This window comes from Enterobacter sp. 50588862, assembly GCF_001462935.1.
In the GTDB taxonomy this organism is placed as follows: Bacteria; Pseudomonadota; Gammaproteobacteria; order Enterobacterales; family Enterobacteriaceae; genus Enterobacter; species Enterobacter bugandensis.
Genome location: NZ_LNHM01000028.1, coordinates 520,969 through 542,142 on the forward strand (window position 1 = coordinate 520,969; position 21,174 = coordinate 542,142).

21 protein-coding genes are annotated in these 21,174 nt (G+C 59.6%); 9 read left to right on the plus strand and 12 right to left on the minus strand.

From position 1 onward, the window contains the following. The 8 genes from pheT to selO all read left to right on the plus strand — a co-directional run bounded on the left by pheT (position 1) and on the right by selO (position 8,155). Complete coding sequence (gene pheT, locus APT89_RS15410) at positions 1-2,388, plus strand: phenylalanine--tRNA ligase subunit beta (protein ID WP_047365455.1); 2,388 nt, start codon at positions 1-3, stop codon at positions 2,386-2,388. A gap of 4 nt (positions 2,389-2,392) precedes the next feature. Beyond that, positions 2,393-2,692 carry an integration host factor subunit alpha gene (gene ihfA / locus APT89_RS15415; protein WP_003857805.1) on the plus strand — a complete coding sequence of 100 codons (300 nt, stop codon included), beginning with the start codon at positions 2,393-2,395 and terminating at the stop codon, positions 2,690-2,692. Between the two features lie 102 nt (positions 2,693-2,794). Then, the gene (gene btuC / locus APT89_RS15420; RefSeq protein WP_041910447.1) at positions 2,795-3,775 is read left to right on the plus strand and encodes a vitamin B12 ABC transporter permease BtuC; all 981 of its coding nucleotides are present in this window, start codon (positions 2,795-2,797) and stop codon (positions 3,773-3,775) included. Positions 3,776-3,797: 22 nt separating this feature from the next. Next, on the plus strand, positions 3,798-4,349 hold the full coding sequence (locus APT89_RS15425) for a glutathione peroxidase (protein WP_028012818.1): 552 nt from the start codon (positions 3,798-3,800) through the stop codon (positions 4,347-4,349). Further along, positions 4,349-5,104, plus strand: coding sequence for a vitamin B12 ABC transporter ATP-binding protein BtuD (gene btuD, locus APT89_RS15430; protein WP_047365453.1), 756 nt, complete (start codon positions 4,349-4,351; stop codon positions 5,102-5,104). Before APT89_RS15425 ends, btuD begins: the two co-directional genes overlap by 1 nt. Positions 5,105-5,178: 74 nt before the next feature. Then, entirely contained in the window at positions 5,179-5,643 is a 465-nt protein-coding gene (locus tag APT89_RS15435) for a C40 family peptidase (RefSeq protein ID WP_028012820.1), read from the plus strand. Between the two features lie 291 nt (positions 5,644-5,934). Further along, positions 5,935-6,651, plus strand: coding sequence for an EAL domain-containing protein (locus APT89_RS15440; protein ID WP_041910441.1), 717 nt, complete (start codon positions 5,935-5,937; stop codon positions 6,649-6,651). Positions 6,652-6,712: 61 nt separating this feature from the next. Further along, positions 6,713-8,155, plus strand: coding sequence for a protein adenylyltransferase SelO (gene selO, locus APT89_RS15445; RefSeq protein WP_060572871.1), 1,443 nt, complete (start codon positions 6,713-6,715; stop codon positions 8,153-8,155). 42 nt (positions 8,156-8,197) lie between these two features. Here the strand turns inward: selO and APT89_RS15450 are convergent, their stop codons facing one another. The 5 genes from APT89_RS15450 to APT89_RS15470 are packed head-to-tail and all read right to left on the minus strand — an operon-like array spanning position 8,198 to position 12,972. Then, positions 8,198-8,968 (minus strand): 3-hydroxybutyrate dehydrogenase, encoded by a 771-nt coding sequence (locus APT89_RS15450; RefSeq protein ID WP_028012823.1) that lies wholly within the window; start codon positions 8,966-8,968, stop codon positions 8,198-8,200. A 10-nt stretch (positions 8,969-8,978) separates the two neighbouring features. After that, positions 8,979-10,373 carry a GntP family permease gene (locus APT89_RS15455; protein ID WP_204376006.1) on the minus strand — a complete coding sequence of 465 codons (1,395 nt, stop codon included), beginning with the start codon at positions 10,371-10,373 and terminating at the stop codon, positions 8,979-8,981. 41 nt (positions 10,374-10,414) lie between these two features. Next, positions 10,415-11,596, minus strand: a complete 1,182-nt coding sequence (locus tag APT89_RS15460; protein ID WP_060572875.1) for an acetyl-CoA C-acetyltransferase — start codon at positions 11,594-11,596, stop codon at positions 10,415-10,417. A 9-nt stretch (positions 11,597-11,605) separates the two neighbouring features. Further along, entirely contained in the window at positions 11,606-12,262 is a 657-nt protein-coding gene (locus tag APT89_RS15465) for a CoA transferase subunit B (RefSeq protein WP_041910432.1), read from the minus strand. A gap of 2 nt (positions 12,263-12,264) precedes the next feature. Then, a complete protein-coding gene (locus tag APT89_RS15470; protein WP_028012827.1) occupies positions 12,265-12,972 on the minus strand; it encodes a CoA transferase subunit A in 708 nt (235 codons plus the stop codon). A gap of 140 nt (positions 12,973-13,112) precedes the next feature. Here APT89_RS15470 and APT89_RS15475 point away from each other — a divergent pair, with 140 nt between their 5' ends. Further along, positions 13,113-14,036 (plus strand): LysR family transcriptional regulator, encoded by a 924-nt coding sequence (locus APT89_RS15475; protein ID WP_032644866.1) that lies wholly within the window; start codon positions 13,113-13,115, stop codon positions 14,034-14,036. Here APT89_RS15475 and APT89_RS15480 read toward each other — a convergent pair. The 7 genes from APT89_RS15480 to aroH all read right to left on the minus strand — a co-directional run bounded on the left by APT89_RS15480 (position 14,003) and on the right by aroH (position 21,151). Next, a complete protein-coding gene (locus tag APT89_RS15480) occupies positions 14,003-14,782 on the minus strand; it encodes a heme ABC transporter ATP-binding protein (protein WP_041910427.1) in 780 nt (259 codons plus the stop codon). The two genes, APT89_RS15475 and APT89_RS15480, sit on opposite strands and share 34 nt — an antisense overlap. Beyond that, positions 14,775-15,767 (minus strand): FecCD family ABC transporter permease, encoded by a 993-nt coding sequence (locus APT89_RS15485; protein WP_060572877.1) that lies wholly within the window; start codon positions 15,765-15,767, stop codon positions 14,775-14,777. Before APT89_RS15485 ends, APT89_RS15480 begins: the two co-directional genes overlap by 8 nt. Beyond that, positions 15,767-16,588 carry a heme/hemin ABC transporter substrate-binding protein gene (locus APT89_RS15490; protein ID WP_028012830.1) on the minus strand — a complete coding sequence of 274 codons (822 nt, stop codon included), beginning with the start codon at positions 16,586-16,588 and terminating at the stop codon, positions 15,767-15,769. The genes APT89_RS15485 and APT89_RS15490 overlap by 1 nt, the downstream gene beginning before the upstream one ends. After that, the gene (gene chuS / locus APT89_RS15495; RefSeq protein ID WP_045630149.1) at positions 16,585-17,613 is read right to left on the minus strand and encodes a hematinate-forming heme oxygenase ChuS; all 1,029 of its coding nucleotides are present in this window, start codon (positions 17,611-17,613) and stop codon (positions 16,585-16,587) included. The genes APT89_RS15490 and chuS overlap by 4 nt, the downstream gene beginning before the upstream one ends. 35 nt (positions 17,614-17,648) lie before the next feature. Then, positions 17,649-19,631: a TonB-dependent hemoglobin/transferrin/lactoferrin family receptor gene (locus APT89_RS15500; protein WP_060572878.1), complete on the minus strand. Its 1,983-nt coding sequence runs from the start codon at positions 19,629-19,631 to the stop codon at positions 17,649-17,651. Positions 19,632-19,703: 72 nt separating this feature from the next. Continuing rightward, positions 19,704-19,892, minus strand: coding sequence for a hemin uptake protein HemP (gene hemP / locus APT89_RS15505; protein ID WP_045261817.1), 189 nt, complete (start codon positions 19,890-19,892; stop codon positions 19,704-19,706). Between the two features lie 212 nt (positions 19,893-20,104). Next, positions 20,105-21,151: a 3-deoxy-7-phosphoheptulonate synthase AroH gene (gene aroH, locus APT89_RS15510; protein ID WP_028012834.1), complete on the minus strand. Its 1,047-nt coding sequence runs from the start codon at positions 21,149-21,151 to the stop codon at positions 20,105-20,107. Positions 21,152-21,174 lie beyond the last annotated feature (23 nt).

Consider the following 21,174-nt stretch of genomic DNA (forward strand, 5'->3'; position numbering starts at 1 on the left):
ATGAAATTCAGTGAACTGTGGTTACGCGAATGGGTTAACACCACGCTGGACAGCGAAGCGCTTTCCAACCAGATCACCATGGCGGGCCTGGAAGTTGACGGCGTTGAGCCGGTTTCCGGTGCCTTCAACGGCGTCGTGGTGGGTGAAGTGGTCGAGTGCGGCCAGCACCCTAACGCTGACAAACTGCGCGTGACAAAAGTGAACGTAGGCGGCGACCGTCTGCTGGACATCGTCTGCGGTGCGCCAAACTGCCGTCAGGGCCTGAAGGTGGCCGTGGCGACCGTCGGTGCCGTACTGCCGGGTGATTTCAAAATCAAAGCGGCCAAGCTGCGCGGTGAGCCGTCTGAAGGCATGCTGTGCTCCTTCTCCGAGCTGGGTATTTCCGACGACCACAACGGCATCATCGAGCTGCCGCTGGATGCGCCAGTTGGCACCGATATCCGTGAATACCTGAAGCTTGATGACAATACTATCGAAATCAGTGTCACGCCAAACCGTGCCGACTGCTTAGGTATCATCGGCGTGGCGCGCGACGTGGCCGTACTGAACCAGACCGAACTCAACGCGCCGGAGATTGTGCCGGTTGAAGCGACCATCAGTGACGTGCTACCGATTCAGGTTGACGCTGCTGATGCCTGCCCGCGCTACCTCGGTCGCGTGGTAAAAGGCATTAATGTTAAAGCGCCAACCCCGCTTTGGATGAAAGAGAAGCTGCGCCGCTGCGGTATCCGCTCAAACGACGCTGTGGTTGACGTCACTAACTACGTTCTGCTGGAACTGGGCCAGCCGATGCACGCGTTCGATAAAGATCGTATCGACGGCGGCATCGTTGTGCGCATGGCGAAAGAGGGGGAAACCCTGGTGCTGCTGGACGGCACAGAAGCCAAACTGAACGCCGACACCCTGGTGATTGCTGACCACAGCAAAGCGCTGGCGATGGGCGGTATCTTTGGTGGCGAACACTCTGGCGTCAATGACGAAACGCAAAACGTCCTGCTGGAATGTGCGTTCTTCAGCCCGCTCTCCATCACCGGCCGCGCGCGCCGTCATGGCCTGCACACCGACGCGTCTCACCGCTACGAGCGCGGCGTTGACCCGGCGCTGCAGTACAAAGCGATGGAGCGTGCAACCCGCCTGCTGATCGACATCTGCGGCGGCGAAGCGGGCCCGGTTATCGACGTCACCAACGAAGCGACCCTGCCGAAGCGTGCGACCATTACCCTGCGCCGCAGCAAGCTGGATCGCCTGATTGGTCACCACGTTGCCGACGCGCAGGTGACCGACATCCTGACGCGCCTGGGCTGCGAAGTGACCGAAGGTCAGGACGAGTGGAAGGCCGTTGCGCCGTCATGGCGTTTCGACATGGAAATTGAAGAAGATCTGGTGGAAGAAGTGGCCCGTGTTTACGGCTACAACAACATCCCTGACGAGCCTGTGCAGGCGGGTCTGGTGATGGGCACCCACCGTGAAGCCGACCTGTCCCTGAAGCGTGTGAAAACCATGCTGAACGACAAAGGCTACCAGGAAGTGATCACTTACAGCTTCGTTGATCCTAAGCTGCAGCAGCTGATCCATCCGGGTCAGGAAGCGCTGATCCTGCCAAGCCCAATCTCCAGCGAAATGTCCGCGATGCGTCTGTCCCTGTGGACGGGCCTGCTGGGGACTATCGTTTACAACCAGAACCGCCAGCAAAACCGCGTGCGCATTTTCGAAAGCGGTTTACGCTTTGTGCCGGATAATCAGGCAAATTTAGGCATCCGTCAGGATCTCATGCTGGCTGGTGCCATCAGCGGTAACCGCTATGAAGAGCACTGGGACCTGGCAAAAGGCACGGTTGATTTCTACGATATGAAGGGCGATCTGGAAGCGATTCTGGATCTGACCGGTAAATTATCTGAAATTGAATTCCGCGCGGAAGCGATTCCTGCGCTCCATCCGGGCCAGAGCGCGGCGATTTATTTAGACGGCAAACGCGTTGGTTTCATTGGCGTTGTCCACCCGGAGCTGGAGCGTAAGCTGGACCTGAACGGCCGTACCATCGTGTTCGAGCTGGAGTGGAGCCCGGTTGCAGACCGCGTCATTCCTCAGGCGCAGGACGTCTCCCGCTTCCCGGCGAACCGCCGTGATATCGCGGTTGTGGTCGCTGAAAACGTGCCCGCAGCAGATATTTTGGCCGAATGTAAGAAAGTTGGCGTAAATCAGGTAGTTGGCGTAAACTTATTTGACGTGTACCGCGGCAAGGGCGTAGCAGAAGGTTTCAAGAGCCTCGCTATCAGCCTTATCCTTCAGGATACCAGCCGTACACTCGAAGAAGAGGAGATTGCCGCTACCGTCGCCAAATGTGTAGAGGCATTAAAAGAGCGATTCCAGGCATCATTGAGGGATTGAACCTATGGCGCTTACAAAAGCTGAAATGTCAGAATATCTGTTTGATAAGCTTGGGCTTAGCAAACGGGATGCCAAAGAGCTGGTAGAGCTGTTTTTCGAAGAGATCCGTCGTGCTCTGGAAAATGGTGAGCAGGTAAAACTCTCCGGTTTTGGCAATTTTGATTTGCGAGACAAAAACCAACGTCCGGGCCGTAACCCGAAGACGGGGGAAGATATTCCCATTACAGCCCGCCGCGTGGTGACCTTCAGACCCGGCCAGAAGTTAAAGAGCCGCGTCGAAAACGCAACGCCTAAAGCAGAGTAATATGAACTAACCAAAAAGGCCGCCCACGCGGCCTTTTTTCTTTGCGCTCTCCGGCAAACACGCCGTAAAATCAAATACATCACTCGCTAACAAACCGTACACATGCTTGATTATGCTCATCGCCAGCACCGTTCCGATCGGCGTCGCCTGCTTCTGCTGGCGCTGCTGCTTATTCTTGCCGCGGGTATTAGCCTCTGCGCAGGCGACAGCTGGATCGGGCCTGAAAGCTGGCTGGGGCCTGACGGGCAGCTCTTCGTCTGGCAAATTCGCCTGCCGCGCACCGTCGCGGTGATCCTGGTCGGCGCCGCGCTGGCGCTGTCTGGCACCATTATGCAGGCGCTGTTCGAAAACCCACTGGCGGAGCCCGGCCTGCTGGGGGTGTCGAACGGTGCAGGCGTCGGGCTGATTGCGGCGGTGATGCTGGGCGGGGGAGAACTCTCCGGCTGGAGCATTAGCCTGAGCGCCATTCTCGGCGCACTGCTAATCACAGTCATTCTTCTTCGCTTTGCCAGACGGCACCTGTCGACCAGCCGGCTGCTGCTTGCCGGCGTGGCGCTGGGGATCATCTGTAGCGCGCTGATGACCTGGGCGGTCTACTTCTCGACCTCCTTTGACCTGCGTCAGCTCATGTACTGGATGATGGGCGGCTTTGGCGGCGTCGACTGGCACCAGGGCTGGCTAATGGCGCTGCTGGTGCCGGTCATCGCGTGGGCTGCGCTGCAGGCCCAGCCGCTGAATATGCTCGCGCTGGGTGAAACCTCAGCCCGCCAGCTCGGCATGCCGATTGGTTTCTGGCGTAACGTACTGGTCATTGCCATTGGCTGGCTGGTAGGCGTGAGCGTGGCCCTGGCGGGGGCGATTGGCTTTATTGGGCTGGTCATTCCGCACATGCTGCGTCTTTGCGGCTTCACGGATCATCGAACCTTGCTTCCGGCCTCGGCGGTTGCCGGGGCAGCCACGCTGCTGGTGGCCGACATCATCGCCCGTCTCGCCCTGACGGCCGCAGAATTGCCTGTTGGCGTGGTGACCGCAACGCTGGGCGCGCCAGTCTTTATCTGGCTACTATTAAAAGCTGGACGTTAAATCGACAACCTGAGGAAATGCTATGCAGTCAGATATCCTGAATACCGAAGTGACCACCATTGATGGGGATAACACCACGCTGGAAAGCTACAAAGGCAAGGTGTTGCTCATCGTCAACGTGGCATCGAAATGCGGCCTGACGCCGCAGTACGAGCAGCTGGAGAATATTCAGAAGGCCTGGGAGAAAGACGGTTTTACCGTGCTGGGCTTCCCGTGCAACCAGTTCCTGGGCCAGGAGCCGGGCAGCGAAGAAGAGATCAAAACCTTCTGCAGTACCACTTATGGCGTGACGTTCCCGATGTTCAGCAAAATTGACGTCAACGGTGAAGACCGCCATCCGCTGTATGCGAAGCTGATTGCCGCCGCGCCGAAGGCCGTTGCGCCGGAAGAGAGCGGTTTTTACGAGCGCATGGCCAGCAAAGGCCGCGCGCCGCTCTATCCGGACGATATTCTGTGGAACTTCGAAAAATTCCTGATTGGCCGTGACGGCCAGGTCGTTCAGCGTTTTTCGCCGGATATGACGCCTGAGGACCCGATCGTCATGGAATCTATTAAGCTGGCGCTGGCGAAATAATGTCGCTGCTGATGCAGCTCACGGACGTCGCCGAGAAGGGGCGTCTGGAGCCGGTGACCTGCGACATCAATTCGGGTGAAATCCTGCATCTCGTCGGGCCAAACGGCGCGGGTAAAAGCACGCTGCTGGCGCGGATGGCGGGGCTGACCACCGGGCCAGGGCAGATTACGCTGCTGGAACATGCTTTGGTCGACTGGTCACCCGCCTCGCTGGCCCACCGGCGCAGCTACCTGGTGCAGCAGCAGGTACCGCCTTTTGCGATGCCGGTCTGGCATTATCTGATGCTGCATCTGCACGACAAACAGCATACGGCACTGCTGGAGGAAGTGGCTGCGGCGTTAGGGCTGGAAGATAAACTGTCCCGGCATGCCAGCCAGCTTTCCGGGGGGGAATGGCAGCGGGTGCGTCTGGCGGCGGTCATTCTGCAGATCCATCCCGCGGGCAATCCTCACGGGAGGATGCTGCTGCTGGATGAACCGATGAGCGGTCTGGATGTTGCCCAGCAGGCGGCGCTGGATAACCTGCTAAGCGCTCTGAGCAGAAAAGGTATCGCCGTAGTGATGAGCAGCCACGATCTTAACCATACGTTACGTCACGCCCATCGCGTGTGGCTTCTGTCGCGCGGCAGGATGATCGCCAGCGGTACGCGGGATCGGGTCCTTACGCCGCCAAATCTTGCCCGCGCCTACAACATGTCGTTCCGCAGGCTGGATATAGAGGGACATAAGATGCTGATTTCTACCGGGCAGGAGTAACCGTTTCTTGCCTGTGAACACAATTGCACGCTAAATTACCAAAAGAACAATAAAAGCAGAGGATTCGTCTGAAAATGCGATTCTGGTTTCTCTTCGTGGCGGCACTCTTTCTTGCGGGATGCAGCAGCCATCGTGCACCGCCGCCTAATCCGCGGCTATCGGATTCTATCACCGTTATTGCCAGCCTTAACGATCAGCTGAGCAACTGGCGCGGCACGCCTTATCGCTACGGCGGCATGAGCCGCGGTGGGGTGGACTGCTCAGGCTTTGTCCTGATGACGTTTCGTGACAAGTTTGATTTACAGCTTCCGCGAGACACGCGCAAGCAGGCGGAAATAGGCACTGAAATTGATAAAGACGATCTCCTTCCCGGTGATCTGGTCTTTTTCAAAACCGGATCGGGAGAAAGCGGCCTGCATGTTGGGATATATGATACAGACAATCAGTTTATTCATGCCTCTACCAGCCGCGGCGTGATGCGCTCTTCTCTCGATAACGTGTACTGGCGTAAAAATTTCTGGCAGGCGCGACGTATTTAGACTGCCCGAACACGTTTCTTATGTCGGCATGGTAACTATTAAACCATGCCGTTTTTCTCAAATAAGCTGATTAAAGTTAAATTTACCTAAATTAGCAACATCCTTATGTGTCTGTTTTATCTAAAACTGGCTATTATTCAGTAACCAGGATAAGATTATTTTAGATTCAGGGATAAATCTGAAAATTAATACGGAACTAATGAAATTAAACTTATTAAAATCAAGACAGTGGAATTGTGTCAGCAATTGCTCCAGGATGTCCTCTCTCATCTTTAATGCGGGGCGAGTGCAATGATTATTACGCTAGATAATGCTTACCAGTCTGAACTGATGCTTCTGCCTGCCCGTAATAGCGCAGGTGAGCTAAAAGGTTTAGAAATACTGGTTAACTTTACTGGCGTCGGCACCGATGTGAGGATCCCCACTGAGCTCGTTATCCCTCGGCTTTCAGCGGCAGAGGAGTTAGTGCTGTTTAACGAAAAACTGCAATTGCTTGATACCTGTAAACTGTTTTTTATTCAGCATCAGTTAATTGCATGGATCAATATTACACCAGCAATTGTTGAGTTTTTATTAAGTAATGGGAATGCTGTTTCAATTCTTGAGCGTTATCCGTTTCTTGAGTTTACTGTTAATGAGAACTATCCAGGTTTAAATAACGGAAAGGACGATCTGCAGTTGGCAAGAATGGCGATCCATTTTCCGCTGGTGCTGGCAAACTTTGGAGCCGGTGCTGCATCGCTCAAGGCTGTCTATGATGGATTATTTAAACGGGTTATTCTTGATAAAGGATTCATCCAGCAGCGTGCTTCTGAGCTTTCTTTCGAGCCTTTTATGCGCGCGATCCTCTGGCAAATAACGCCGCACTGCCAGTCGGTGATCGTCTCCGGCATTGACGACCACGGTTTGCTGCAGCGCGTTCTGTCCTTCAATTTTGGTGCCATGCAGGGTGCGCTCTGGCCAGCCGTCTCGGCGGAGCATGTCACGACGCTCGTTCAGCAGCGATAACCCTGCCTTTCGCCCGTGTTTAAGTCCGGGTAAACCCTCTACACTAAAGGCAGGAGGACTTATGACCCTGTCTTTTACTGCTCACTGGCATGACGAGTTGCCTGGCTTTTACACCGCACTCAAACCAACACCGTTACATAATTCACGTCTTATCTGGCATAACGATCGGCTGGCCGATGAGCTGGCCATTCCGCCCGATCTGTTTCAGCGTTCAGACAGTGCTGGCGTCTGGGGAGGCGAGACGCTTCTCCCCGGTATGCAGCCTCTGGCTCAGGTCTATAGCGGACACCAGTTTGGCGTCTGGGCGGGGCAGCTGGGTGACGGCAGGGGGATCCTGCTCGGCGAACAACGGCTTCCCAACGGGGAGACGGTTGACTGGCATCTGAAAGGCGCAGGTCTTACCCCTTACTCACGAATGGGCGACGGGCGCGCGGTATTGCGGTCAACGATACGCGAAAGTCTGGCATCCGAAGCGATGCATACGCTGGGGATTCCCACCACCCGCGCGCTGTCGATCGTCACCAGCGACACGCCGGTGACGCGCGAAACGGTGGAAAAGGGGGCGATGCTGATGCGCATAGCGCAAAGCCATCTCCGCTTTGGTCATTTTGAGCACTTTTACTATCGCCGCGAGCCGGACAAGGTTCGCCAGCTCGCGGACTTCGCCATTTGCCACCACTGGGCGCATCTGCAGGATGAGGCGGATAAATACGTTCTCTGGTTCCGGGACGTGGTTGCCCGTACCGCCACGATGATTGCGCGCTGGCAAACGGTGGGCTTTGCTCACGGGGTCATGAACACGGACAATATGTCGATTCACGGCCTGACCTTTGATTACGGTCCGTTTGGTTTCCTGGACGATTATCAGCCGGGGTATATCTGCAACCATTCCGACTATCAGGGGCGTTACAGCTTTGATAATCAGCCGGCGGTTGGGCTGTGGAACCTCCAGCGGCTCGCACAAACCTTATCGCCGTTTATTGACGTTGATGCCCTGAACGATGCGCTCGACAGCTATCAGGACCTTTTGCTGCGGGAATACGGCACGCTGATGCGTAACAAGCTGGGGCTGATGACCCAGGAGAAGGGCGACAACGACATCCTCAACGGCCTGTTTGCCCTGATGGCGCGTGAAGGGAGCGATTACACCCGCACCTTCCGAATGCTGGGCCAGACGGAGCAGCACAGCGCCGCCTCGCCGCTGCGCGACGAGTTTATTGACCGTCAGGCGTTTGACGACTGGTTTGCACAGTACCGCACGCGGCTGCAGCAGGAGCACGTAGACGACGCTACCCGTCAGGCGCAGATGAACGCAGCGAATCCCGCGATGGTATTACGCAACTGGCTGGCGCAGCGGGCGATTGAGCAGGCAGAGCAGGGGGAGTACGACGAGCTACACCGTCTGCACCTGGCGTTGCGCACGCCGTTTGCCGACCGGGATGATGACTATGTCAGCCGCCCGCCCGACTGGGGCAAGCGGCTGGAGGTCAGCTGCTCAAGCTAGCGATTTAGCCGGGCGGCGACGTTGCCTTACCCGGCCTGTTCATCACTGAGCAACCCAGCCGCCATCCATATTCCACGCGGCGCCGCGAACGTTCACGGCGCCGTCGCTGCACAAAAATAGCGCCAGTTCGCCCAGTTGTTCCGGGGTAACAAACTCCCCTGAAGGCTGTTTCTCCGCCAGAAGCTGTTCGCGAGCCTGCTCCGGCGGTACGCCGTCCGCGATACGTTTGTCGATTTGCTGCTGCACCAGCGGGGTCAGTACCCAGCCGGGGCAGATAGTATTGGCGGTAATACCCGTGCGGGCGGTTTCCAGCGCCAGGGATTTGGTAAAGCCCACCACGCCGTGCTTGGCCGCAACGTAGGCCGATTTCTCTTTCGAGGCGACCAGCCCGTGAACGGAGGCGATATTGATGACGCGCCCCCAGTTTTTATCCCGCATGGCCGGCAGCGCCAGCCGGCTGGTGTGAAACACCGCGGAAAGATTAATGGCGATAATGTCGTTCCATTTCTCTACCGGGAAGGCGTCAACCGGGGCCACGTGCTGGATCCCGGCGTTGTTCACAAGAATGTCCACGCCGCCAAACTGCGATTCGGCGTAGCGCATCATGGCCTCAATCTGCAATACGTCCCGCAGATCCGCATCGTGATAGCCCGGCTTTTTGCCCAGTTGCGCAATCTCTTCCCGTGCCGATGCGCTGTCGCCGAAGCCGTTGAGGATCAGCTGCGCGCCTGCCTTCGCCAGCACGCGGGCGATCCCCAGACCAATGCCGCTGGTTGAGCCGGTTACCAGGGCGGTTTTACCGTTCAGATTCATTTTTCTCTCCTTACACAATGCCGGTCAGATAGAACACGGCAATGACAAAAAGTACTGCCAGACTTTTAATGATGGTGATAGCGAAAATGCCGCCGTAGGCCTGGCGATGGCTCAGGCCGGTGATAGCCAGCAGGGTAATCACCGCGCCGTTATGGGGAAGGGTATCCATCCCGCCGCTTGCCATCGAGGCCACGCGGTGCAGCACCTCAAGCGGAATATTGGCCGCATGGGCGGCGGCGACAAACGAGTCGGACATGGCGGCAAGGGCAATACTCATCCCGCCGGATGCCGAACCGGTGATCCCCGCGAGCACGGTCACGCTGATGGCCTCATTTAGCAGCGGATTCGGAATGGCCGCCAGCGCTTTGGATAACACCAGGAACCCAGGCAGCGCCGCGATAACCGCGCCGAAACCGTATTCCGAGGCGGTATTCATCGCCGCCAGAATGGCTCCGCTCACCGCCGTTCGGCTGCCTTCAGCCAGACGCCCCCGGATATTGCGAAAGCCAAAAATCAGCACCAGCACGATACCGGCGATCAGCGCCGCCTCCACGGCCCAGATGGCGGTGATCTTGCCCACCTCGGTCACAATCGGTTTCGCCAGGCCGGGCAGGGTAAGCTCGTGACTCACGCCGTACCAGCCGGGGATCCAGCGGGTAAACAGCAGGTTCAGTATGCCCACCACCAGCAGCGGGGAGATAGCAATCAGCGGATGCGGGAGATTAATGTTATCCGGCGTCTCGGGTTCATTTTTCAGATCCGTGCCGTAACCTTCATTATTATTGAGCGCCTTCCGGCGCTGGCGCTCCAGCCAGAGCAGGCCAAAGACGATAATAAACAGAGAGCCGATAAGCCCCAGCCACGGGGCCGCCCAGGCGTTCGTGCCGAAGAAGCTGGTGGGGATGATATTCTGGATCTGCGGCGTGCCGGGCAGGGCGTCCATGGTAAACGAGAATGCCCCCAGCGCCACGGTGGCCGGGATCAGCCGTTTAGGGATACCGCTCTGGCGAAACAGCTCGGCAGCAAACGGGTACACCGCAAACGCCACCACGAACAGCGAAACGCCGCCGTAGGTTAACAGCGCGCACACCAGGACAATCACCGGGATGGCGTGTCGACGCCCGAGGATCTGGATTGCGGCGGCGACGATGGAGCGTGAGAAGCCGGAAAGCTCAATCAGCTTGCCAAACACCGCACCCAGCAGGAACACCGGGAAGTAGAGCTTGACGAAGCCCACCATCTTTTCCATAAACAGGCCGGTAAACGTCGGGCCGACGGCCCCCGGATCGGTCAGCAGCACGGCACCGAGCGCCGCGATCGGCGCAAACAAAATAACGCTGTATCCGCGGTAGGCCGCCAGCATCAGCAGTGCCAGCGCCGCCAGGGCCATTAACACACTCATTATGACTCCTCACTTTACTTATTATTCGGGTACCAACGAGAGGTTTAACGCTCGACGGTCAGGGCAATGCCTTGTCCGCCGCCTACGCACAGGGTGACGAGCCCTTTTTTGACGTCACGGCGCTGCATTTCGTACAGCAGGGTCACGAGGATTCGGCAGCCGGAAGCACCAATCGGATGGCCCAGGGCGATGGCACCGCCGTTAACGTTGACCTTGCGCTCATCCCAGCCGAGTTGCTGGCCCACCGCCAGCGCCTGGGCGGCAAAGGCTTCATTGGCTTCAATGAGATCCACCTCGTCGAGCGTCCAGCCCGCCCGCGCCAGCGCCGTCCGGCAGGCGCTGACCGGGCCCATGCCCATTACTGACGGGTCAACGCCCGTCACGGCGTAACTCACGATGCGGCCAAGGACAGGCAATCCGCTCTCCCGCGCCTTTTCCTCGCTCATCAGCAGCACCGCGGCGGCACCGTCGTTGAGCGTGGAGGCATTCCCCGCCGTGACGGTGCCTTCCTCGTGCAAAAAGGCGGGGCGCAACTGCGCAAGCTGCTCTGCAGTAGTGCCTGGTCGGGGCTGTTCGTCACGATCAATAACCAGCAGCGGCTTTTTACCCTGTTTCACCGTCACCGGCGCTATCTCGGCGTCAAGCCGGCCGGACTCAATGGCGGACGCCGCTTTTTGCTGCGAGCGGGCGGCGAAGGCGTCCTGCTGCTCGCGGGAAATGTCATACTCGCGGGCGACGTTTTCTGCGGTGATCCCCATGGGGTAATCGTTGAATGCGTCCCACAGGCCGTCGGTAATCATGCTGTCCTTGAGGCCCGCATGCCCGAAACGTAGCCCGGCACGTGCGCCGTCCAGCAGATATGGGGCGTTGCTCATGCTCTCCTGACCGCCGGCGATAACCACCTCCGCGTCGCCGCAGCGGATCGCCTGGGCGGCGAGCTGGACCGCTTTTAAGCCCGCGCCGCACACCAGGTTGACGGTGGTCGCCGGCGTGCTGACGGGCAATCCGGCGCCGATGGCCGTCTGGCGGGCGGGGTTTTGCCCGCATCCGGCCGTCAGCACCTGGCCGAAAATCATTTCATCTACCTGTTCGGCGCTGAGACCACTGTTCTCCAGCAGGTGCCGTACCGTGACGGCCCCAAGCTCAACCGCAGAAAGGGACGAGAGCGATCCGCGAAAACTGCCAATGGGGGTTCGCGTTGCCCCGACAATCATGACCTTTTTCATGCTGACCCCTCAGGTGAAGCGCATCTCGCGCACGTCGTCCGCCACAATGATTTTCCCTGCCGTTTTACGCACGATCTCGTCAATACTGACGCCCGGGGCGTATTCCCGCAGGATGAACGCGCCGTCCTGAATTTCCAGCAGCGCGAGATCGGTCAGGACCCGACGGATACAGCCCGCGCCCGTGAGCGGCAGCGTGCAGCGCGGCAGCAGCTTCGACTCACCGCTCTTTGAGGCGTGGGTCATCACCACAATGATGTTCTGCGCCCCGGCAACGAGATCCATCGCGCCGCCCATGCCCTTCACCATCTTCCCGGGGATCATCCACGAGGCGATGTTGCCCTCCACGTCCACTTCAAATGCGCCCAGCACGGTCAGGTCCACGTGGCCGCCGCGGATCATGGCAAACGACTGGGCCGAGTCGAAAATGGCCGCACCGGTCCGCGCGGTCACGGTCTGTTTACCGGCGTTGATCATGTCAGGATCAAGGGTCTGCTCGTCGGGAAAAGCCCCCATCCCCAGCAGGCCGTTTTCCGACTGCAGCATCACGTCCATCCCATCCGGAATGTAGTTCGCCACCAGGGTAGGGATGCCGATCCCCAGGTTGACGTAATAACCGTCACGCAGCTCGCGGGCGACGCGCATGGCCATCTGTTCACGGGTTAACATCGTCACACTCCTTGCGCACGCAGGGTGCGCTGCTCAATGCGTTTTTCAAACTGGCCGACAATCAGCCTGTCGACGTAAATTCCCGGGGTGTGAATGGCCGACGGGGGCAGTTCACCCGGCGGAACAATCTCTTCCACCTCCACCACCGTGATCCGGCCCGCCGTTGCCATCAGCGGATTAAAGTTTTGCGCGGTATGGCGATAGATGACGTTGCCGTACCAGTCCGCTTTCCAGCCCTTGATCAGCGCGAAGTCGCCGACGATCGCCTCCTCGAGGATGTAGTGCTTCCCCGCGAACTGGCGCACGTCCTTGCCGGTCGCCACGGGCGTGCCGTAGCCGGTGGCCGTATAAAACGCCGGAATACCGGCCCCGCCCGCGCGCACCTTTTCCGCCAGCGTGCCCTGCGGCGTAAGCTCAATTTCCAGCTCGCCACTCAGCACCTGCTGCTCAAACAGCGCGTTCTCGCCGACGTAAGAGGCCACCACTTTGCGAACCTGCCGCGTTTCGAGCAGTATCCCCAGGCCGAATCCATCCACGCCGCAGTTGTTTGACACCACGGTCAAATCTCTCACCTGACGGCGTCTGACCTCCGCAATCAGGTTCTCCGGAATGCCGCACAGGCCGAAGCCGCCCGCCAGCAAGGTCATTCCGTCCGTCAGCCCGTCCAGCGCCTGCGCATAGCTGCCGACGCGCTTATCCAGTCCTGCCATAGTCATCCCTCCCGTTAACCGTGCCGGTATCATTAGGGGCGGCGACTCATTTGTTAATTTTGAATTTGTGACCCACTCATTTGGTTTTCTTATTAATTTCCTGTTAACTAATTCTTTTCAATTAGTTAACAGGATGAAAAATGAGAATGAGTGTCAAACAGTTACGCGCGTTTTTAGCGGTAGCTCACACTCTCAATTTCGCGCACGCCAGCGAACGCTTAAATCTCTCCCAGCCGGCCCTGAGCCTGACGATTAAAAGTCTGGAAGACGCGCTCGGCGGCCCGCTGCTGCAGCGGAGCACGCGCAAGGTTGCCCTCACGCAGGAAGGGGAGACGTTTCTGCCGATGGCGCGGCAGCTGCTTGCCGACTGGGATAACGTGGAGGAGGCGATGCACCAGTGCTTTACCCTGCAGCGCGGCAAAATCTCGGTCGCGGCGATGCCGTCATTTGCCGCCAACGTTTTACCGGAAGTGCTCAAGGCGTTTCGCGATCGCCACGCCGGGATCAACGTCACCGTGCATGACGTCATTAACGAGCAGGTGATTGAGATGGTGCGGGAAGGGCGGGTTGAGATGGGGATCGCCTTTGAGCCGGCCCCCACGCACAACCTGCTGTTTACGCCGCTGGGGCTCGACAGGTTTGTCGCCATTGTGCCGAAGGACTCCGCGCTGGCGGGCAAAAAGCGGCTGGCCTGGGAAGAGCTACTGACGCTGGATTTTATTACCCTGCAGCGCCCGTCGGCGGTACGTCTGATGATGGAGGAGGAGCTGGCCCGAAGCGGCAGAAAGCTGGACGTGGCGCTGGAGAGTCATCAGCTGGTGACGGTAGGTCGCATGGTCGCCAGCGGGCTGGGCGGCAGTGCCGTACCGGCGCTCTGCGAAGCGCAGATGACGGCGCTGGGCGCGGTCTGTATACCGCTGGATAATCCGCCCATTGAAAAGTGCATCGGAGCAATCCATCCGGGGCACACGCAGCTCTCTAAAGCGGCGCATGCCCTGCTGGAAACGTTGAAGGATTTTTACCAGCCCGCTCACGGGGCGAGAAATACCTGCGGTACGGGGTGATCCGGATGGCTGCCGACGCGCACCTGCGCGCCGTACCAGCGCGCCAGCGTCCCGGCCTGCAGCACGTCCTCCGGTGTGCCACTGGAGACCAGCCTGCCGTTGTGCAACAGCAGAATGCGATCCGCCCACAGCGCCGCCAGATTGAGATCGTGCAGCACCACGCACACGTGGAGATGACCCCGACGGGTCAGGGATCTCATCAGGCGCAGCAGATGCTGCTGGTGGTAGAGATCCAGCGCAGAGGTGGGCTCATCAAGAAACAGCCAGCCGCGCGGGGCTCCGTCGCACCAGAGCTGGGCCAGCGCGCGGGCGAGCTGGATCCGCTGCTGCTCGCCGCCGGAGAGCGTCGAATAGCGTCTGCCCGCCAGCGGTAGACAGCCCGTTATCGCCATCACTTCCTCAACTACCGACGCTTCAGGGGAGCGAGTCCAGGGCGCGCGTCCCATACCGACCACCGCGTCCACCGGCCAGTCGAATCCGGGCTGAGTATTCTGGCGCATCACCGCCCGGTAGCGCGCGAGGGTATCCGGCGGCCAGTCCGCAAGCGGCGTTCCGGCCAGAGTGCAGCGTCCGCTTGCGGGCTTGAGATAGCCGGTAAGCAGCCGCAATAACGTCGATTTCCCGGCACCGTTGGGGCCAATCAGGGCGACCAGCTCACCCTGAGAGAGGGTAAGCGACACATCGTCGATCAGCGTCCGCTGCCCGGCGTGAAAGAAAATCTTCTCTGCACAATAGCGTTCAGCCATGCGTACCTCCGCGACGAAAGATAAGCCACAGGAACCACGGCGCGCCGAGAAGGCTGGTCAATAACCCGACGGGCATCTCCGCCGGAGAGACCAGGGTGCGCGCCAGCGTGTCGGCAACCAGCAGCAGCAGCGCACCGGCCAGCACCGAGCCGGGTACGACGGCCCGGTGGTCGGCCCCCAGCCACATGCGCATCAGGTGCGGCACCACAAGGCCAATAAAGCCGATCACGCCGCTGACGGCTACCGCCGCGGCAACTAGCAGGGCGCTGCACAGCAGCAGGATCCGCTGTACCATCGCGACATCCACCCCGAGATAGTGCGCCTCTTCATCGCCCAGCTGCAGCAGGTTGAGCGGGGCGGCCAGCCGCCAGATAATCAGCACCGCGGGCACCATCAGCGACGTTACCGCCAGCAGGGTGGACCACTGCGCCTGCCCGAGGCTGCCCATTCCCCAGAGGGAAAGCTGGCGAAGCTGGGCATCATTGCTGAGCCATGAGAGCACCCCGACGGCCGCGCCGCACAGGGCGTTGATGGCGATCCCCACCAGCAGCAGGCGGGACAGGGAGCCGTGACGCTGCTGGCTGAGCAGGAAGATAATAACGGTTGCGGCCAGTGCACCGAGGAACGCCGCGAGCATCGGGGCATACAGCATCAGCAGGGCAGGTAACGCGGCGGGAATGACCACCCACAGCGCCACCGCCAGCGCCGCGCCGCTGCTGATCCCCAGCAGACCCGGGTCCGCCAGCGGGTTGCGGAACAGCCCCTGCATCACACAGCCGGCCAGCGCCAGCGCTCCGCCAATCACCAGCGCCAGCAGTACTCGGGGCAGGCGAATGGTAAGCCAGATCTGACGCATGGCCTCATCGCTGCCGCTCCACAGCAGGCTGATCGGCAGGTGCAGTGCCCCAAACCCGGTCGCGGTGAGCGTCATGATGCTCAGGATCGCGGCCAGCATCCACAACGACAAGGCGATCCGCCGGGACATCAGGGCAGTTGCTCCGCTTTGGCGCGCAGCTGCTGGATGGCATCCGGCGTTCGCACGCTGAAGCCCAGCAGCGCCATATCATCAATCGCCAGCACCTGCCTGTTCCGTCCCGCCGGGGTTTGCGCCAGACCGGGCAGCTTCCACAGGTTTTCTTCGCCGCCCAGCGCGTTCACGCCGTCCTGCGAAATCACCACCAGATCGGGCTGGCTGGCAATGACCCCTTCCTGAGACAGCGGCTGATAGCGGGTGAATCCCTGCATCGCGTTCTGCAGCCCGGCGGCACGGATGGCGGCGTCTGCGCCGGTCTGCTGCCCGGCGGCCATTGCGGTCATTCCCCCGTGGTTGAGGATAAACAGCACCCGCTTGTTGAGGGGCGCGGAGGGCAGGGCCGCCAGCGCCTGACGCAGCGTGTGGCGCAGGGCTTCCCCCTCGGCTTCACGGTGCGTAGCGTTGGCAATCACCCGAACCTTTTCGTCAATGACGCTCAGGTCGTTGCGGCCGGGAACGGTTACTACCCTGACGTGACTTTGTTCGACCTGCTTCAACGCCAGAGACGGCTGCGCCTGGTCGCTGGCCAGCACCAGCGTGGGGCGCATGGACAAAATGCCTTCGGCGTTAAGCTGGCGTAAATATCCCACGTCAGGCAGATCGTTTGCCGCCTGCGGCCACTGGCTGGTGCTGTCGCGCGCGACCAGCGAAGACTGCGCGCCAAGCGCGTAGACAATCTCCGTCACGTCGCCGCCAAGGGCGACAATTTTCTCCTGCGCGGCGGCAAACGCCACCAGAGGCAGGGCGCTCAGCAGGGCTAACCACGTTTTCATGCGGCCAGCCCTTTTGGCGTCAGGGCGTCAATCTGGCTGCGCCACTGGCTCTGCTCCGGCTCACCTTCGGTACGCTGGCCGTAAAGCTGGGCGATTTGCGTGCCGTCGGCGGCAAACAGCTCCAGGCTGGTGACGTGGCCGTCAGCCGTTGGCTTGCGCGTCACCCAGCTCTCTGCAATCGTCTCCTCCAGCAGATGCAGGGTAAAGGCAGGGTTAAAGACGTTCAGCCAGCCTTTCATCGGCACGACTTTTTCCACCGCGCCGGTGAAGATCTGCACGCAACCGCGGTTGCCGACGAAGACCATGATTTCGTTGCCGTCCCGGCGTGCCGCTTCCAGCAGCTGTGCCAGCGCGCTGTTCTCCACCTTACAGGCCAGGTCGTCGCCCACCAGGCGAAACGCCTGCTGACGGCTGAGATTGTGGCGCTTGAGCAGGCTGAAGAACTGATGCACGTCGGTCATGGCGCGCCACTCCTTGTCCACGAGCGCGGCATCCGCGTTTTCGGCGTGAGCCGGGACATCCCCAGCGCTCAGCTCAAGCGGCGGGTTATCGGCAAAGATAAAGCGGGTCAGCACGTCGCCCCAGGCGGCGAGGTCGGTGTTGTCCGTGGTGTAGACCTTCAGCACCGCATCGCCCTGACGATCGAAGAATTGAATGCTCTGTCGCTCGCCGCGTGCGGTGGTTTCGCTGAGGTGAAACGCGCTCGCCCACTGGTTGAGGAACAGGCGCAGATCCAGCGCGCGCGGGTTCAGCACCAGCCCGGCGTGGCCGTTCAGGTGCTGGTTGGTGAAGCTGCCCACCTGCTCGTGAACGGCATACTCGTTGCGGCAGATGCACTTGGTTTCACCCACGGCTTCCAGCGCGCCCAGGATATCGCGGATTTCGCCGCGCAGTCGCCAGGCGTCATGGCCCACGCGGGAAAAGGTCAGCTCCGCTTCGCTGATGTTCATTAACCCTGCGATGTCTCGCGCATACTTACCCGGATTTTCTTCTTTTAGCTCAAGCCAGCGTGCGTAGTGATGCATTGTCTTATCCTTCTGAAGAGTGGCCCCGAAGGGAATTACCACTGATAGCTTACGAAAATCTTGCCGTTACGACCGTCCTGCGGAATACCCTGCGGAGACCAGTACTCCTTATCGAAGGCGTTGCCGAGCACCAGCGTGGTGGTGACGCCCTTGAGCTGCTCCTGGCCCTTATAGCTGACGTAGAAATCGTTAACCGCATAGCCCGGCTGCTTGCTGTAGCTGCTGCTGACGTGGGTTGAGCGATCGGCAAAGGTGCCGATCCAGCCCACGGAGAAACCGCTTTGCGCCACCGGAACGTCCAGCTTGCTGGTGACGGTGTCCGGGTTGATGCTGGAGATGTACTCCCCGGTATCGGTATCTTTCCCGCGGGTGCGGTTATAGGCCACGTCGAGGCTAAACAGATCGGCCGAGTATTTTGCCATCATGTCCCAGCCCCAGATTTTGGCGTTCGGAACGTTGTACGACATGGTGGTCGCGGCGGCAAAATCGACGGTGGTGGAGATGTAGTCTTTGGCTTTGGTATCGAAATAGCTGGCTTTAAACTCCAGCGCATCGTTAGCAAGCATCAGATCGTCAAAGCGCAGGCCAAAACCAAACTCCTGCGTTTCGTTGGTTTCCGGGCGCAGGTTCGGGTTCGGCACCCAGTAGTTGGTGTAGAAGCGGCCAATGGAGAAGTGTTTGGCGTCGTTATACATCTCACCCATGGTCGGCGCGCGGAAGGCCTGCGCGTAAGATCCGAACAGCATCAGCCAGTCGGTGGGGCTGACGGTTAACCCGGCGCGGGAGGACCATTTATCGGCATCGACATCGTCGTAGCCATTGCTGCTGCCGCGGTAGTTGTCATAGCGCGTGCCACCCAGAAGGGTGACGGGCAGATCGCGCAGGGTGATTTCATCCTGCAGCCAGCCGGAGCTGAAGTCGATTTTCGCCTCCGGGAAGCCGGTCGTGGACCCGCCCGGACGCTGCTCCTGACGATAATATTCTCCGCCGTAGGTCAGCAGGTGAGAGGCAAAAGAGTCGCTGAACAGGCGGGTTCGGTTTTCCACCTTGCCGCCTTTGGTGGTCTGCTTGCGGAACTCGCCGGTGCTGTCGATGTTCTGGGCATTAATGCGCGCTTCGGACCAGTAAACCTTCGCATCGGCGTTCAGCCAGTCGTATCCTTCCGGCGCAATGTGGTAGCCAACCTGCGCATCGCGCTGGATGGTGGAGCGGTCGGTCATCGGGTTGCTGCTATTGGCATCAGAGGTTTGCGGGTTTTTCGGCTCCTGCGCGGCGTTGTTGTAGTAGCGCAGGGCGCCGCTCAGCGTCTGGGCCTGGTCGATTTTCCAGCTGCCTTTCGCCAGCATGTTATTGATGGATTCGTCGTTCGGCGCCGTCGCACCGTCGCTCTGGCGGATATCGCCGCGGTCGCGGCTGGACCACGATACCAGGCCGTCCAGGGTATCGGTACGACCATAGGCGCTGGCCCCCAGGCCGAGGCTGTGGTCCCCCGTTGCGCCGGTACCAAACACGCGATAACCGCTGTTTTTGCCCGGTTCCAGCAGATCTTTGGCGTCGACGGTGTCATAGGAGATGACGCCACCCAGCGCGCCGCTGCCGTAGAGCAGCGCAGACGGACCACGCACCACTTCAATACGTTTAATCAGCGCCGGATCGAGGAACGTGCTGTTGAGGTGCCCGGTGTCGGTACCCTGGCGCACGCCGTCGACCAGCACCAGAACGCCGCGGCGGTCGTAGCCGCGCAGGTTAACGTCCTGACCGTTAGTGCGGCCGGTGCCGTCCAGCGTCAGACCGGGCACGTTGCGCAGCAGGTCGGCGGCAGAGCTGGCGGTCTGTTTTTCCGGGGCGGTGGCGTCAACCACGCTCACCATCATCGGGGCTTCGAAGGCGCTACGGGCGTTGCCTGTGGCGGTGACGGTTATTTCATCTGCGGCAGCAAACGCGGCGCCAGGCAGGGTGCTGACAATCGCCAGCGCCAGAAGGGACGGGCGTAAACGTGCGTTATGCAGGTGTAGCATAGCAACTCTCCATAAAGTATCGAAAGCGCTGGCTGCCTGGGGATCACCTGGGTGGCTGGCGAAAGTTTTGGTTTATTTTGTGAGGATCAATTTTCCGGCATTCGTCTGGCGCAGCAGATACTGCTGGCCGTCATGCTCGATAATCACCCGGCCCTCATCACCCAGCAGCGTTTTGCTGTCGATGCGACGATCGGTAGGGGCAGGGGACGGTGCTGTGTGCTTGTTTGCTGGCGTTGCCGCGCTGTTATCCGTAGGTGACATCATGTTTATAAATAACAATCAATGTAACAATGATAATCATTATCAATAAACTGCAAATTCACGGCAAGCGTTTTTGTGAAAATTGTGTGACGGGATCAAATTCAGGGGGAAGAAATGCGGCCTGATGCCCTCACCCCAACCCTCTCCCACCGGGAGAGTGAGAAGGGCGAGAACCGTAAGTCGGGTAAGCGCAGCGCCACCCGACGATAACATCAGAAGCGAGAATCAACCGCAGCTGCCAGCTTCTCCAGCAGCAGCTCGCTGTCTTCCCAGCTCAGGCACGGGTCGGTGATCGACTGGCCGTATACCATCTGCTGTCCGGCAACGATTTTCTGCGTGCCTTCTTTGATAAAGCTTTCGGCCATGATCCCGGCAACGGCGGTCGAGCCGCTGCGGATCTGCTGACAGACCTCATCGCAGACGTCCAGCTGGCGGCGATGCTGCTTCTGGCAGTTACCGTGGCTGAAATCCACCACCAGATGTTCCGGCAGGTCGAATTCGGCCAGCGTTTCACAGGCGGCAGCGATGTCTTGTGCATGGTAATTAGGCTTCTTCCCGCCGCGCATAATGATATGCCCATACGGGTTACCGCTGGTCTGGTAGATGGTCATATGGCCGTTCTTGTCCGGCGACAGGAACATATGGCTGGCACGCGAGGCGCGGATCGCATCGACCGCAATCCGCGTGTTGCCGTCGGTCCCGTTTTTGAAGCCGACCGGACAGGAGAGGGCTGAGGCCATCTCGCGGTGGATTTGGCTTTCGGTAGTGCGCGCGCCAATCGCGCCCCAGCTGATCAGATCGGCGATAAACTGCCCGGTCACCATGTCGAGAAACTCGGTGGCCGTCGGCACGCCCAGCTCGTTGACCTGCAACAGCAGCTTGCGCGCCAGCTCGATGCCGTGGTTTACGCGATAGCTGCCGTTAAGGTCAGGGTCGGAAATCAGCCCCTTCCAGCCCACCACGGTACGCGGTTTTTCAAAGTAGGTGCGCATCACAATCTCAAGGCGATGCTGGTATTTTTCCCGCAGCCCCTGAAGTCGTTTTGCATAATCCATCGCGGCATCCAGATCGTGGATGGAGCAGGGCCCAATCACCACCAGAAGACGCTTGTCTTCACCATTGAGGATTTTTTCAATGCGGCGGCGGGAGGCCGTCACATGTTCCGCGACCGCGGCGGAAACGGGGTGCCGCTCGGCCAGTTCAGCCGGGGTGACCAGGCTGTCTATGCGCGCCGTGCGGAGTTCATCGGTTTTATTCATGACTTGTCTCAGAAAATTTTTGC

Excerpts from the sequence above, each read along its gene's own strand:
- pheT (WP_047365455.1), top strand. The coding sequence starts at position 1 with ATGAAATTCAGTGAACTGTGGTTACGCGAATGGGTTAACACCACGCTG.
- ihfA (WP_003857805.1), top strand. The coding sequence starts at position 2,393 with ATGGCGCTTACAAAAGCTGAAATGTCAGAATATCTGTTTGATAAGCTT.
- btuC (WP_041910447.1), top strand. The coding sequence starts at position 2,795 with ATGCTTGATTATGCTCATCGCCAGCACCGTTCCGATCGGCGTCGCCTG.
- APT89_RS15425 (WP_028012818.1), top strand. The coding sequence starts at position 3,798 with ATGCAGTCAGATATCCTGAATACCGAAGTGACCACCATTGATGGGGAT.
- btuD (WP_047365453.1), top strand. The coding sequence starts at position 4,349 with ATGTCGCTGCTGATGCAGCTCACGGACGTCGCCGAGAAGGGGCGTCTG.
- APT89_RS15435 (WP_028012820.1), top strand. The coding sequence starts at position 5,179 with ATGCGATTCTGGTTTCTCTTCGTGGCGGCACTCTTTCTTGCGGGATGC.
- APT89_RS15440 (WP_041910441.1), top strand. The coding sequence starts at position 5,935 with ATGATTATTACGCTAGATAATGCTTACCAGTCTGAACTGATGCTTCTG.
- selO (WP_060572871.1), top strand. The coding sequence starts at position 6,713 with ATGACCCTGTCTTTTACTGCTCACTGGCATGACGAGTTGCCTGGCTTT.
- APT89_RS15450 (WP_028012823.1), bottom strand. The coding sequence starts at position 8,968 with ATGAATCTGAACGGTAAAACCGCCCTGGTAACCGGCTCAACCAGCGGC.
- APT89_RS15460 (WP_060572875.1), bottom strand. The coding sequence starts at position 11,596 with ATGAAAAAGGTCATGATTGTCGGGGCAACGCGAACCCCCATTGGCAGT.
- APT89_RS15465 (WP_041910432.1), bottom strand. The coding sequence starts at position 12,262 with ATGTTAACCCGTGAACAGATGGCCATGCGCGTCGCCCGCGAGCTGCGT.
- APT89_RS15470 (WP_028012827.1), bottom strand. The coding sequence starts at position 12,972 with ATGGCAGGACTGGATAAGCGCGTCGGCAGCTATGCGCAGGCGCTGGAC.
- APT89_RS15475 (WP_032644866.1), top strand. The coding sequence starts at position 13,113 with ATGAGAATGAGTGTCAAACAGTTACGCGCGTTTTTAGCGGTAGCTCAC.
- APT89_RS15480 (WP_041910427.1), bottom strand. The coding sequence starts at position 14,782 with ATGGCTGAACGCTATTGTGCAGAGAAGATTTTCTTTCACGCCGGGCAG.
- APT89_RS15485 (WP_060572877.1), bottom strand. The coding sequence starts at position 15,767 with ATGTCCCGGCGGATCGCCTTGTCGTTGTGGATGCTGGCCGCGATCCTG.
- APT89_RS15490 (WP_028012830.1), bottom strand. The coding sequence starts at position 16,588 with ATGAAAACGTGGTTAGCCCTGCTGAGCGCCCTGCCTCTGGTGGCGTTT.
- chuS (WP_045630149.1), bottom strand. The coding sequence starts at position 17,613 with ATGCATCACTACGCACGCTGGCTTGAGCTAAAAGAAGAAAATCCGGGT.
- APT89_RS15500 (WP_060572878.1), bottom strand. The coding sequence starts at position 19,631 with ATGCTACACCTGCATAACGCACGTTTACGCCCGTCCCTTCTGGCGCTG.
- hemP (WP_045261817.1), bottom strand. The coding sequence starts at position 19,892 with ATGTCACCTACGGATAACAGCGCGGCAACGCCAGCAAACAAGCACACA.
- aroH (WP_028012834.1), bottom strand. The coding sequence starts at position 21,151 with ATGAATAAAACCGATGAACTCCGCACGGCGCGCATAGACAGCCTGGTC.